Origin of the sequence: Mesorhizobium sp. M0166, assembly GCF_040322255.1 — a bacterium.
GTDB lineage: Bacteria > Pseudomonadota > Alphaproteobacteria > Rhizobiales > Rhizobiaceae > Mesorhizobium.
The window spans coordinates 20319-33225 of sequence record NZ_JAMYTD010000023.1 but is presented as its reverse complement, the minus strand read 5'-3'; the positions used below and the strand labels follow the sequence as shown (position 1 = coordinate 33225).

8 protein-coding genes and 5 pseudogenes are annotated in these 12907 nt (G+C 57.7%); 10 read left to right on the top strand and 3 right to left on the bottom strand.

The features are described from left to right. Window positions 1-93 precede the first annotated feature (93 nt). Window positions 94-1746, top strand: a complete 1653-nt coding sequence (locus tag NKJ46_RS22725) for an ABC transporter substrate-binding protein (RefSeq protein ID WP_352667784.1) — start codon at window positions 94-96, stop codon at window positions 1744-1746. Between the two features lie 261 nt (window positions 1747-2007). After that, on the top strand, window positions 2008-3339 hold the full coding sequence (gene dddP, locus NKJ46_RS22720; RefSeq protein WP_352667782.1) for a dimethylsulfonioproprionate lyase DddP: 1332 nt from the start codon (window positions 2008-2010) through the stop codon (window positions 3337-3339). Window positions 3340-3348: 9 nt separating this feature from the next. On the opposite strand, the pseudogene NKJ46_RS22715 reads toward dddP, so the two are convergent. Continuing rightward, window positions 3349-3815 (bottom strand): annotated as a pseudogene (locus NKJ46_RS22715) (IS66 family transposase); the annotation flags it as partial. A gap of 49 nt (window positions 3816-3864) precedes the next feature. Between NKJ46_RS22715 and NKJ46_RS22710 the strand changes: the two are divergent. The 3 pseudogenes from NKJ46_RS22710 to NKJ46_RS22700 all read left to right on the top strand — a co-directional run. Beyond that, a pseudogene (locus NKJ46_RS22710) lies at window positions 3865-4820 on the top strand (IS110 family RNA-guided transposase). Window positions 4821-5189: 369 nt separating this feature from the next. Then, a pseudogene (locus NKJ46_RS22705) lies at window positions 5190-5276 on the top strand (IS66 family transposase); the annotation flags it as partial. Window positions 5277-5433: 157 nt separating this feature from the next. Next, window positions 5434-5633 (top strand): annotated as a pseudogene (locus tag NKJ46_RS22700) (IS66 family transposase); the annotation flags it as partial. Window positions 5634-5840: 207 nt separating this feature from the next. Here the strand turns inward: NKJ46_RS22700 and NKJ46_RS22695 are convergent. Together NKJ46_RS22695 and NKJ46_RS22690 are read right to left on the bottom strand one after the other, a co-directional pair. Continuing rightward, a pseudogene (locus NKJ46_RS22695) lies at window positions 5841-6041 on the bottom strand (IS21 family transposase); the annotation flags it as partial. A 187-nt stretch (window positions 6042-6228) separates the two neighbouring features. Continuing rightward, window positions 6229-7137, bottom strand: a complete 909-nt coding sequence (locus tag NKJ46_RS22690; RefSeq protein WP_352667780.1) for a LysR substrate-binding domain-containing protein — start codon at window positions 7135-7137, stop codon at window positions 6229-6231. A gap of 239 nt (window positions 7138-7376) precedes the next feature. Here NKJ46_RS22690 and NKJ46_RS22685 point away from each other — a divergent pair, with 239 nt between their 5' ends. Genes NKJ46_RS22685 through NKJ46_RS22665 form a run of 5 tightly spaced genes read left to right on the top strand, consistent with a single transcriptional unit; the run spans window position 7377 to window position 12902 of the window. Continuing rightward, on the top strand, window positions 7377-8624 hold the full coding sequence (locus NKJ46_RS22685) for an NAD(P)/FAD-dependent oxidoreductase (protein WP_352667778.1): 1248 nt from the start codon (window positions 7377-7379) through the stop codon (window positions 8622-8624). A 56-nt stretch (window positions 8625-8680) separates the two neighbouring features. After that, entirely contained in the window at window positions 8681-9565 is an 885-nt protein-coding gene (locus NKJ46_RS22680; RefSeq protein ID WP_352667776.1) for a dihydrodipicolinate synthase family protein, read from the top strand. Window positions 9566-9607: 42 nt separating this feature from the next. Further along, a complete protein-coding gene (locus NKJ46_RS22675; protein WP_352667774.1) occupies window positions 9608-10357 on the top strand; it encodes a class II aldolase/adducin family protein in 750 nt (249 codons plus the stop codon). A gap of 14 nt (window positions 10358-10371) precedes the next feature. Beyond that, window positions 10372-11892: an aldehyde dehydrogenase gene (locus tag NKJ46_RS22670; protein ID WP_352667773.1), complete on the top strand. Its 1521-nt coding sequence runs from the start codon at window positions 10372-10374 to the stop codon at window positions 11890-11892. After that, the gene (locus NKJ46_RS22665; RefSeq protein ID WP_352667770.1) at window positions 11889-12902 is read left to right on the top strand and encodes an alcohol dehydrogenase catalytic domain-containing protein; all 1014 of its coding nucleotides are present in this window, start codon (window positions 11889-11891) and stop codon (window positions 12900-12902) included. The genes NKJ46_RS22670 and NKJ46_RS22665 overlap by 4 nt, the downstream gene beginning before the upstream one ends. The last annotated feature ends 5 nt before the right edge of the window (window positions 12903-12907 follow it).

Here is a 12907-nt window from a genome sequence, read left to right as displayed (position 1 = left end):
GCAGAGCCATGTCATTGAGACCCGAAAAGTCCGCGTTCCGACTATGACGGTCCAAGGTCGTTCAACAAGCAACCATGTCACTCGGAGGTTCGGATGAAATTCTTCAATAGAAAGGGCAAAGCCCTGCCCAAGTCGCTGGAAGGTTTAGCTGAAGAGACAAAACAGGGGAAAATGGATCGGCGTGAGTTCCTGGCGCTCGCTTCAATCTTCGGCGCGTCGACAGCAGTAGCGTATTCGATGCTCTGTGCCGTGCCGCCGGCACACGCAGATGAGGCGGGGAAAAAGGGCGGGAAGTTGAGAGTAGCAATGCTTGTCTACGGAGCGAAGGATCCTCGCGTCAGTGACACTCCCGAGCTCGGCAACGTCCTTCGCCAGTTCTTGGAGCCGTTGGTCAGATATACGAAAGAATACACCTTCGAGCCGGCTCTCTTGGAGAGTTGGGACGTCAATGACGCCGCGACGGAATACGTTCTGCATGTCCGCAAGGGCGTCAAATGGCAAAACGGTGACGATTTTACCGCTGATGACGTAGTGTTCAATCTGCAGCGCTGGTGCGAAAAGGACGTGCCGGGAAATTCTATGGCCGGGCGAATGGCGCGGCTTATCGATGAAAAGACCGGGAATGCGAGGGAAGGCTCGATCGGCAAGGTCGACAATTATACAGTTAAACTCACCCTCCCGAAGCCCGACATAACAATCATTCCCGGATTCGTGGACTATCCTGGTTTGATCGTTCACCGCGATTTTGAGAAGAATGGGTCTGAGATACAGACCCATTCCGTCGGCACGGGGCCCTTCGAATTGGTATCGTGGGACGTCGGCCAGCAAGCCAGCTTCAAGCGTCGGACCGACGGAAGTTGGTGGGGCGGTGAAGTCTTCTTGGACGAAGTTCACTTCATCGACTACGGCACCGACCCCTCGGCTCTTTCCAGCGCTTTCGACTCAGGGGAGGTCGATGCCAACTATCAAACCTATCCCGGGCAAATCAAAGAGTACGAGTCGTTGGGTTTGGTGACGTCTGAAGCCAAGACGGCGACGACCGTTATATGCCGCACGAAGGTTACAAATAAACCCTACGATGATCAGCGAGTGCGTAATGCGTTGCAACTCGCGGTCGATAACAATTCGGTGCTGCAGCTTGCATACAACGGGCTCGGTACTCTTGGGGCAAACTATCACGTCGCGCCCCTGCATCCGGAGTACTATCCGCTGCCAGAAAAGAAACGTGATGTTGGCGCTGCCAAGCGCCTGATGGCCGAAGCCGGTCAGATGGATTTTGAGCACGACATCATCAGCCCCGATGCCGACTGGATCAAGGACACGGGCGATGCGATTGCCGCACAGCTCCGTGAGGCGGGCTTCAAGGTGAAGCGAACCGTTCTGCCCGCCAGCACCTTCTACAACGATTGGTCGAAGTACCCGATGTCGGCAACCAACTGGAACCACCGACCGTTGGGAGTTCAGGTGTTGGAACTTGCTTATCGAAGCGGTGCCGCATGGAACGAGACGTCATGGTCCAACCCGCAGTTCGACGAGAAATTGGACGCGGCCTTGGCTGTGCCAGATCCGGTTAAGCGCAAGGCAATCATGAAGGACTTGGAAACGCTTTTGCAAGATTCCGGTATACTCATCCAACCTTACTGGCTGTCGGTGTTTCGCCATTCCACGAAGAACGTTAAGGGCTTCGGAATGCACCCGACATTCGACATCGAGTTAGGGAAAGCCTGGCTCGCCGACGCTGCCTGAAATAGCGGCTGACAAAGCGATCAAGTGGCCTGTCTCAGGCCACTTGATCGGGCGAGGATGCCGCGAAACTTGAAAACCGAGCACATGCTGTGCTCCGGGCATGCTGCCAGACGGCGAAGAGGTCCAGGTAACCGCAGTCCGACTGATATATAAGGCAATCAAGTAAGCTGTACTTATACCTGATGGGTGTTTTTTCCCTCTTCAACTGCGCGCCGATCTTGCCGTAAATCAATGTCTACCAACAAGTTCGGATCCTTCGCCATGTCATCGTTCTCCCTCGTCAAGCGCAAAATCGATCCTTCGAAAGGAGCTGGTGCTGTTAAGCCGGATGGCAGCATCTATGATAATGATCGCGTGGAGATCGGGCCAACTGATCTCGCATTTGCCGAGTGGGCCGATCAGGGTCTCACAGCGCCTAACCTCGAACGGATGCGAAAGACCCGGCTCGACAGGATTGTGCAGCAACTCCGTCAGCGGGATTACGCCGGAGTGTTGTGCTTTGATCCGATCAACATCCGGTATGCAACCGATTCCTCGAACATGCAAATCTGGATTATGCACAACCCCTCCCGGGCGGCGTTCATTTCCGCGGACGGATATGTCGTGCTTTGGGATTTTCACCGCTGCGGCCACCTGTCGAGCTATCTACCATTGATCAACGAGACCCGAGAGGGCGGCGCAGGATTCTTCTACTTTGTGGCAGGCGATGAGGAGGAGGCGGCAGCCGAGCAATTTGCTGACCAGGTGGACGAGCTTGTGCGCCGCTTCGGCGGTAGGAACCGGCGATTAGCTGTCGACAGAATTGAAATTCCAGGGCTACGCGCACTGGATGCCGTTGGCATCGAGGTCTGCAATGGCATGCAGCTCATGGAGCACGCTCGAGCGATTAAAGGTATCGACGAGATCAACGCGATGCGCTGCTCGCTAGCTACTTGCGAGATCGCAGTCGCCAAGATGCGCGACCAGCTGCAGCCCGGAATAGCCGAGACAGAACTGTGGTCGGTTCTCCATGCGGAGAACATTGCTCGCGGCGGCGAGTGGATCGAGACTCGAATCCTGACGTCAGGACCTCGAACCAACCCCTGGATGCAGGAAGCCGGCCCACGGCGGATCGTTTCAGGTGATCTGCTTGCGTTCGATACCGACATGGTCGGGCCTTACGGCATGTGTGCCGACATCTCTCGAACCTGGTTTTGTGGGGATGGCCGCCCGAGCGACGAACAACGGCGCCTCCACGCGATTGCCTACGAACATATCATGACAAACATGGCCATGCTGAAGCCTGGCGTGTCGTTTACGGAACTAACAGAGCGCAGCCACAGGCTGCCCGCTGAATTTGTAGCGCAGCGGTATGGCGTGATGATTCACGGCATTGGGCTTTGCGATGAATATCCTGCAATCGCATATCCCGAGGACTTCGTACCGGGGGCGTTCGACTACGTCCTTGAGCCCGGCATGACCTTATGCGTGGAGGCGTATGTCGGCGCGGTTGGGGGGCGTGATGGTGTGAAGCTCGAAGAACAGGTTCTAATAACGGAAAGAGGGATCGAAAATCTGACCAAGTGTCCGTTTGACAGTGCCTTGATGGCGTAGGCGAGGGGTTTCCAGATTACACCTCGTGAGACAGCGTTCCAGCGTTTCGCGCCGGGTGAGCGCGTAGCGGATCGCATCGGCAGTTTTGGATTTTCAGGAGACCTTGCCCAGTTCCTTTTCCCACTGCTCGAAGAGGCTCGCGACGACGGCCGCGGACTTTTCGTGACGCAGCGCAGCGCGGCTATCTGCATCCTTGCCACTGACCTCATCCTGTACCCATCCGGTGAAGCCCTCGCCGGAGGCGTACCTCATCCTCGAACTTCCACAGTTTGATCATGGCTGTGACCGAAGCCGTCGCGCCGAGCGAGATCCCACTGATATGCCTGGCGCGCGACGCAATCCGCACCCCTGTTGTTTTGAAAGCGATAGGCAACCATCGGCGGACTGGTGCCGCCGAACGGTTGATATCGCGCATAATGAGATGGGCGGCCTCCACCGACCGTCCGATGACGTGCGACAGAAACAGGAGGAATTGTCATGACAATAATCACATTTGGTCTCGACACCTCGAAGAGCTGATTCCAGGTGCATGGTGTTGAAGATGGGCAGGCTGTTGTCCGCCGCAAGCTGCCTCGCAAGGTTTTGAACTTTTTCGCCAACCTTCCGCCTTGCACGGTCGGGCTTGAGGCCTGTGGTGGCGCGCACTACTGGGCACAAGAGTTAGCCAAACTCGGATACATGCCGCGTCTGATGCCGGCCCGCTACGTTCGCCCTTATGTGAAGACAAATAAACATGATGCTGCTGATGCAGAAGCCTGTTGCGAAGCAGTCCAGCGGCCGGGAATGCGATTTGTTCCCACAAAGACAGTCGAGCAGCAGAGCATGCTCATGGTGCATCGCGTTCGCGATTTGCTGATCCGGCAAAGGACCGCAGCAGTAAATGCCCTACGCGGTCACCTTTCAGAATTTGGCATCGTTCGGCCAAAGGGGACAGCTAGCGCCCGAGAGTTGATGAGCCTCGTCTCTACCGACGAGCGCGTTCCACCACCCACCTCGTGAAGCGCTCGATGGACTTGTTGATCAGATCCGCGATACCGAGCAAAAGATCGCGGCGTTCAATGATCGGATCGTGGCGATGGCTAAAATTGATGACGTCTGCCGCCGTCTGATGACTGTTCTTATGATCGGCCCCTTCGTAGCCACAGCGTTGGTCGGCCACCGCCGGTAATCCCGATTATTTTTCCTCTGGCCGACACTTTGCGGCCTGGCCAGATCTGACGCCAAAGCAACACTCTACAGCCGGAAAGGAGAAGTTCGGCGGGATCAGCAAGCGTGGCGACAGCTACGTCCGAAAGCTGCTGATCCACGGCGCCCGGGCAACTGTTCACAACATTCGAAGCGGTCGGGTGAAAGGGGCATGGGTCGCCGGTCTGTTTGCGCGGCGACATTTTAACGTCGCCACGGTCGCGCTGGCTAATAAGACTGCCAGAATGGCCTGGGCGGTTATGACAACGGGTCAGAACTATCGCGTGGCTGTTTGAAGAAACGCTACGCCAAATAGGTAATGCGAGGGCGATTGAAGGGTGATGGCAATCCGGTGGGACCGGAATCGACCGAATCCGTTGGGCCTATCGGGCGACTGTGCCCGTCAACGTAATTGGGTGTCGATCCGCGTATCTCATCGAGGTCAGCAGCATTTGCTGCACCAAAGACCGAATAGATAGCAGCAACCGAAAGCTTGTCAGATCGCTACAGAGCACTTGCAGAAAGGAGGCCGTCCATAGATAGGTCCAAAGCCGGGCTTTCGTGGTATTCCCGAACCGGGGGCAAGCGTGGGCAAGGAAGTCTCATCGGCAAAGACCCTTTCGCCCTCCTTGTTGCGCTCCAGGATGTAATCAGCAAGCATATGCATCCCGCTTTACCGGCAGAAGGCGCTCTATCTGCGTGATGGCGTCGAACTCAGCCGATCGCTGATGCCGCAGTGGATGGGGCATCTCATCTGGGCTTCGAGCTGGCATGAGAACGGCTCCATCGAAGGCCCGCACAGCGATCTCAAGCGTGCGACCGAGGACGCAGCTCTGGTGATCGAATCGAGCGATTTCGGCGATCTGGCCTGTTACGCCGCGCGACGCTCGCAGCTTCATTGTCGCGCCGCAGGAAAAGGTTCTGATCGGCGAGCATCGGCTGAGCGGCTGGACGTCGTGCGGCCGAAGTTCCGGGTTATCTTGACGTGACGTCCCAAACATGCCTTCCAGGATCTGGAACGGCGTCGTCCAGCACTGGCGCCGGCGCACATCAACGAAATCGACCTGCCGACAGAGCGGCTGCTTGCCTATATCGCCGTGTCGAAATACGTACCGATGCTGCAAGCGGGCTGCGCCCGGCATTCGAGCGATAGCGATCTTCGAGGAGATGCTGCGCCGCCACCCCGATAGGCAACGGTGTTCGCCGCAATGGACGGCGCGTCCGCTCCTGGCGCGCCTCCTTGTTCAGGTTGCGAAATGCCGCCGACAGGCTGTTGCTGGGATGCTCGCGGGGAGCCCCGCCGAAGCGACCACAGCGCGGGCGGTAAGCCCGACACGCCTTGGGATGGAAACCATGTGGCGGGCAAGATCGACGAGGGCACGGTTGTAGACGATGCCGCCGGTATCGCCTTCGCCGATCACAGCCGTCTGCATACGATCGTAAAGCGCTTCGCGAGGAGCGCCGCCCAGCGCCTCGAAAGCCCCAGCATGGCAGCGCAAGACAGTCGGCAGATCTTCGTCGAGGAGATCGTCAGCTGGGTGAACGCCCGCAATTCCAAGCGCATCGACATCGAGCGCGCCGACCTCCAGGAACTGCCCGTCCGGCGCACATCCGACTAGCGTCGCATGCTCCAAGTGCTTCAGGGAAATTCACGGACTCGCGCCCAGCCATTTGCAGGCCGTTCACACGAGATAGCGCTCCGACCTATGGTCGGAGTTCCTCAGACTGAGATAAAACCCAGTCAACGAGCTTTTTCGTTTTTTCGCTCTGGCCAAGCCTGTCATTCGCGACAAGGAAAAAAGCCCGATCCGTTCTGATTTCATCCGGGAGCGGACGGATAAGATTTCTGTTCTTAAGGTGATATTGGTTGGTGAAGGACCAGCCGAGCGCTATGCCTTCACCTGACAGGGCCGCCTGAAATGCCAGCTGATAATCATTGAAAACTATGTCGGTTCGGACCCGACTCGGGTCTCCCCCCGCCAGATCGATCCATTCAGACCAACTCATGCGTTTACGATATGCGTCAGAACAGTGGATTAGCTGATGATGAATGAGATCGTCGACGCAGCGCAATTGCGGATGTGAAGCCAAGTACGTCGGGGAGCACACGGGAAAGATAATTTCGTTCGATATGAACCAGGAGTTGCTGCGATTGAAATCTCGCCGACGCACCCATACCGTTACGTCAATCTCATCGTCGGGCTCCACATCCCGATCCGTCGCCACAACCTTAATCCTTATATCAGGATGCTCCTGCTGGAAGTGATAAAGCTGCGGTGCCAACCAATGCGCGGCAAGCGACATCGACGCCGCAAAACTTAGATACTTCGTTCCTCGATCGGAAATTTTCTCAAAAGCTTGCTCGATTCTGCGGAAGCCAGCCCGCACTTCGTCGTAAAGCTCTGACCCGGCTTCGGTCAGTCTTACACCGCGATTGTCTCGCGCGAAAAGCACAACTCCGCAGTGCTTTTCAAGGGTCTTTATGGATAGCGACACACTCGGCTGAGTTACATTCAACTCCATGGCCGCGCGCTTGAAGCTGAGGTTGCGAGCGGCAGCTTCGAACACGAAAAGGGAATGCGTTGATGGGACCAATGCACGGAGCTTTGACATAAGTCATGCCTATACCAGACATTTTCTTTTCGGTCTACCGATCGCGTTGCACAGCGTGCTCTATTCGCCCGTAGTAACTTATGGCGGAACCTCGGCGCGACACAGCACGACCCGCCTTGAAAGGCGGGACCGCTGTGACTTCATCGAAGAATCTCACGAACAGACGGATCGTTGTAGAGGGCCCGAATCCGGACCCGACTACTTCCGGCTGGTATGCTACTTCGGGTCCTGAGCTGGAGATGGTGCAGCAGCAAGGCGAAAATTCGTGCGACTGCCTTGTGATTGGTGCGGGGTGGATGGGTCTGCACGCTGCTCGCCGATATGCTGAACTCAACTCCCAATCCTCTGTGGTGCTGGTCGATGCCGGACGCATCGGGAACAACGCATCCGGTCGCTGCATGGGCTTTGTGATCGACCTAGCGCACAATCCACGCAAACGCGATTTCCTAGAAGACATCAAAGGCAATAATGAAGAGCTCTTCGTCAACCGAGAGGGAATTGAGTATATTCGAAGCGCGGTCGAAGAGTATGGAGTCGATTGCGACTGGGACCCTCAAGGGAAATTTCATTCCGCAGCCACGGATCTTGGGGTCAAGGACCTGCAGAATTTCGCGTCCGCGCTCGACAGGTTAGGGCAGAACTACAGCTGGGTTGAGAAGCCGGAGATGCAAGCAATGACCGGCAGCAAGCACTATATCAAAGCGCTCCATCATCCGGGCACGATTCTCCTACAGCCGGCCAAATACCTAAAGAACGCCACGCGTCAGTTACCCGCCAACGTGATGGTTCATGAGAACACGCCGATTACTGCGATACAGTTCGGCACTTCCAGGCATATCTGCGAAACGCCCAACGGCAGGATTGCCGCCGGAAAGGTCATTATCTGCACGGCAGGCTATCTCACCAGGTTCGGGTTTTTCGAGAACCGAGCCATACCACTATACACGTTCGCTAGCATGACGAGGCAGCTCACTCCAGCTGAACTCGCTCAGGTCGGCAACCGGCACACATATGGCCTGATACCAGCCAACAGCTTTGGGACGACAGTTCGACGCACCGCCGACAACCGCCTGTTCCTCAGAAACGTGTACGCCTATGCGACCAATTTCAAAACTTCGACGCAGGACGTGATGAGGGCTCGGATCCAGCAACAGGTTGCGTTTGATCGTCGCTGGCCCGCCCTTTCTTCCATTGGCTTCGAGGCCAGTTGGGGCGGCCTGCTGACTCTCGCTCAGAACGGCGGGATGGTTTTCGGTGAGTTGACGAGCAACGTCTTTGGCGCAGCGTTCTGCAACGGAACGGGCGTCGCAAGGGGCGCGGCGTTCGGGAAAGCGGTCGCGGAGTTGGCCGCCGGACAAAGCTCGCCCGTGATCGACATTCTTCAGAAAAGGGCTGTGCCGAGCAGACCCTATCCAAAACTTGTCACAGCATTGGGCGTTCGCTTTCTAACAGCGTTGCGTTTCAAGCAGGCAGGCGACGAGGTTTAAGTTCAACATAGCGTAAAGTATATCTCGCCGCCAAAATAGATCGAGGAGTGACGGACATGGCCAACCTAAGAGGAATCAACCTTGCGATGCAGACCCCCTTCCATAAGGACGGGTCTATCGATTTCGCCCGCTGGGATAAACTGCTTGACCAGTATCTGGAAACCGGCATGCAGGGATTCGTGCTCAGCTCGGGGACTGGGCAGCATGCCTATCTGACCGAGGCCGAGTGCAACAAGCTGTTCGAAACCGGTGTGAAGCGCGTCAACGGCCGCGCTGCGGTAACCGCTCAGACGTCGGCGCTGAATCTGCAGGAAGTGATCCGTCGCTCCAAGGCCGCCCAGGATCTCGGCGTCGATGCGCTGATGATCCTGCCGCCGTTCTTCGAAGGCCCCAAGCATGACGACGGCATCTTCGCCTTCTACGAGGCGGTCTGCAGGGAAGTCTCCATTGACGTGATCGGCTATAACATTCCCGGCGCCACCGGAATCGAGCTCACCCCCAGGCTGTACACCCGGCTTTTGGAGCTGGACAATTTCAACTTCATCAAGGACAGCTCAGGCGATCTATGCAAGCAACAGGCGCTGTTAGCATGCGGGGGCAATATCCTGAACGGCGCCGACCCGAATGCACCATTCTCCTTCATGTTGGGTACGGCAGGTACGATTTGGGGCTGCGCCAATATTTTTCCGCGCGAGGCTGTCCAGCTCTTCAACCTTATCGATAGCGGCAACCACGCCGAGGGCCTGAAGCTGTGGCAATCTATGTTCCCGATCGTCGCTTACTGCTGGCAGAATGACTACATCCCGGCCGTCAAGGCGGCATCGCGCCAGATGGGCTTTGACGGTGGCACCGTGCGGGCGCCCGTTTGCGAGGTGGGTCCGGACGAAGAGGTAAAAATAACAGCGGCTCTTAAGCCTTTGCAGTTGGCGAGGGCAGCCTAGCCGAACGAGCCAGCACCGCACTGTCAACTTGGAATCCCGATCATGAATAGCCAAGAAGTTCGCTTGCGCAATGACCTTGCGGCAGCGTTTCGCTGGGCCGCGCGCCTCGGTTTGCACGAGGCGACTGCGAACCATTTCTCGGTCGTAATCGATGAGGAGGGCGGTCGGTTTCTCATGAATTCGAACATGGTGCATTTCTCGCAAATCAAGGCGCGGGATTTGCTCCTGCTCAGTTCGGCCACGAATGAGGCGCCGAGAGGTCCTGACTCGCCAGACCGCACCGCGTGGGAATTGCATTCATACCTTCATCGGAACATCCCGGGGGCGCAGTGCATTCTGCACACCCACATGCCCTACGCAACGGCCTGGAGCTGCCTGGAAGATCCGGAGATTCTGCCGATCTGCCAGAATTCGGCGCGGTTCTATGGCAACGTAGCCTACGATAAAGACTACGGCGGAATGTTCGTGGATTCCGAGGAGCCGGCGCGCGTCGCCAAGCTCCTCGATGACAAGGATGTCATGCTCCTTGGCGGGCACGGCGTGATGGTTGTGGGCCCTAGCGTGGCGCATGCCTTCGATACGCTCTATCACCTCGAACGCGCCTGCATGAACCTCGTGCTGGCCCATTCCACCGGGAATCCAGTCAAGCGTCTGCCACATGAAGTAGCGGCTAAGACGGCGCGGCAGTGGCGAGAATACCAGGGATTCTCCGAAGGGCACTTTCGCGCTCTTGTCTCGATACTCGACAAGGAAGACCCGGGTTATCGGCTGCAACCGGCTGTCGCTGCCTGAGAATTGGAATTGTCATGACAAGTTTTACTCGTAACGATGCCCTCTCGATCGCTGCTGCGCTAAGGATGCCTTCACGCCCGTTCATCGGTGGCGATTACCGCAACCCCACGGCCGGAAGATCATTTAAGAGTGTCAATCCGGCCACCGGAGAAGTTCTTGCGGAAATCGAGGGCTGCAGCCCATCCGACGTGGATGCCGCTGTGGCGGTCGCGAAAGCTACGTTCGAGTCCGGCGTGTGGTCGCAGAAACACCCATCCGAACGCAAGGCCGTGCTGCTTCGTTTTGCGGAGCTGATCAACAAGAACCTGCAGGAGCTCGCGGTACTGGAAAGCCTGGATTCGGGCAAGCCTATCACCGACTGTTTCACGGTCGACGTGCCGTTCACGGCCAGCACGATCGCTTGGCACGCTGAAGCCCAGGACAAGCTGTTCTCCAGAATCGCGTCGACCGACAGCAATGCGCTCGGGATGATCGTACGCGAGCCGCTGGGTGTGGTCGGCCTTGTGCTGCCTTGGAACTTCCCCATGCTCATGGCTGGCTGGAAGCTGGGTCCGGCCTTGGCCACCGGGAACTCCGTAGTGCTGAAGCCATCCCAGATGACGACGTTGACCGCACTGCGCATGGCGGAGTTGGCGGTCGAGGCAGGGCTCCCGGCGGGTGTCTTGAACGTCGTGACCGGATCGGGTCAGGTCGGAGAGGCGCTCGGTCTTCACCGGGACGTCCGGGTCATTTCGTTCACTGGTTCCACCGAAGTTGGGCGAATGTTCCTTGATTACTCCCGGCGCTCGAACCTCAAGCGAATAGTGCTGGAGCTGGGCGGAAAGAATCCCGCTGTTGTGTTGGCCGACGCGCCAAACCTCGACTTTGTGGCCGAGCAGCAGGCCTTCTCAATTTTGACCAATATGGGCCAGAACTGCGCCTCGAACAGCCGTCTGATCGTGCACAGGGCGATCAAGGACGAATTGGCCGAAAAGATCGTCGCCGCTTGCGGGAACTGGAAACTAGGTGATCCTCTGGAGCCGTCCACCCAGCTCGGCCCAGTGGTGGGCGCAAACCACTGCAACAACATCAAGAAGTATCTTGAGAAGGGACGCGCTGAGGGTGCGACACTCGCCTGCGGCGGTAACCAGTTGGATCGGCCCGGATACTTCATCGAGGCGACGGTGTTCGACCGCGTCACGCCCGACATGACCATCTACCGCGAAGAGATCTTTGGCCCCGTGCTGACCATCACCGAAGCGCGGGACGAAGATCACGCGATCGAGCTGGCCAACGATACAGAATATGGGTTAACGGCGTCGCTTTACACCACGGACCTGGGGAAGGCTCACAAGCTTTCACGGCGGATCAACGCGGGCACCGTCTCTGTGAACTGCTACTCCGAAGGCGAAATCACGACGCCGTTCGGCGGCTTCAAACAGTCTGGCTTCGGAGGACGCGACAATGGCTTGGAGGCCCATGAGCAGTACACGGAAGTGAAGACCGTCTGGATGAACTTGGCGGCGCCGGCCCGGACCGGAGAGTTAAGACGATGAAATCGGTCCGCGTCGTCGCGGGGAACCCACAGTTCGTCCCCCAGAACATCGAACGCCCAAAGTTGTCGGCGGGCACAGTTCGTGTCCGCATACAGGCTGCGTTTTTGCCGCCCTATTTCGAGCATTTGCCCTCAGGCAGTTGGCAGACGCCTCCACGACCCTTCACTCCCGGTCAGTGCGCGATTGGGATCGTCGAGGAAACAGCCGATCCGGACTGTGCCTTGCGTCGCGGTCAATCGGTTTATTGCGACATGTATATCGAAGGTCCGGGATCCGAGGCCGACCACGGATTCATCGGTTGCTTCGGTTTGACGCCGGCCGCAGGCCGGCATCTCGGCAAATGGCCGAACGGCACCTTTGCCGAGGAGTTCGTCGGTCCGGAACATTGCTTTTCACCCATTCCCGATGGCGTGCGCACGCCGCCTGAAATTCTGTGTCGGCTGGGATGGTTCGCAACTGCTTTGGCTGGCTTCAGGCGAGGGGGCTTCCAACCGGGTAGAGTCGTCGCAATCAACGGTGCCGCGGGCCTGCTCGGCACCTCCGCTGCTGTCGTGGCCTTGGCCATCGGAGCGGCCCAAGTGCGGCTTGTGGGACGGAGGACTTCGGTTCTTCGGGAGGTGGCTGCTCTGGACAGCCGCATCGTGGTGGAAGATCCGGATGATCAATCCCCGCTGGACTTAGTCCTCGACTGCGCCGGAGGCGAAAACGCCTCGACATCGGTGGCCCTGTCAGAACGGCTGCGTCGCTTCGGGACTGTCGCGTTTGTCGGCGCCCTGACCGCCCGTGCGGCCTTCAACACAAGCCTGTTGATGCGCAACAGCAACAGTGTGGTGGGCTCGTTCTGGTTCCCTCACGAGTTGGCCGCAGACGTACTGGCACTAATCGCTGCGGGCACGATCGATCTGCCGGCTTTCCGCGCTGAAACTTTCGATACCGATCAAATCGTAGCCGCGATGAAGCACAGCGTCCAGCATTCTGGCGGGTTGGTTCATGTCGCGCTTAAACCTTGAACGAG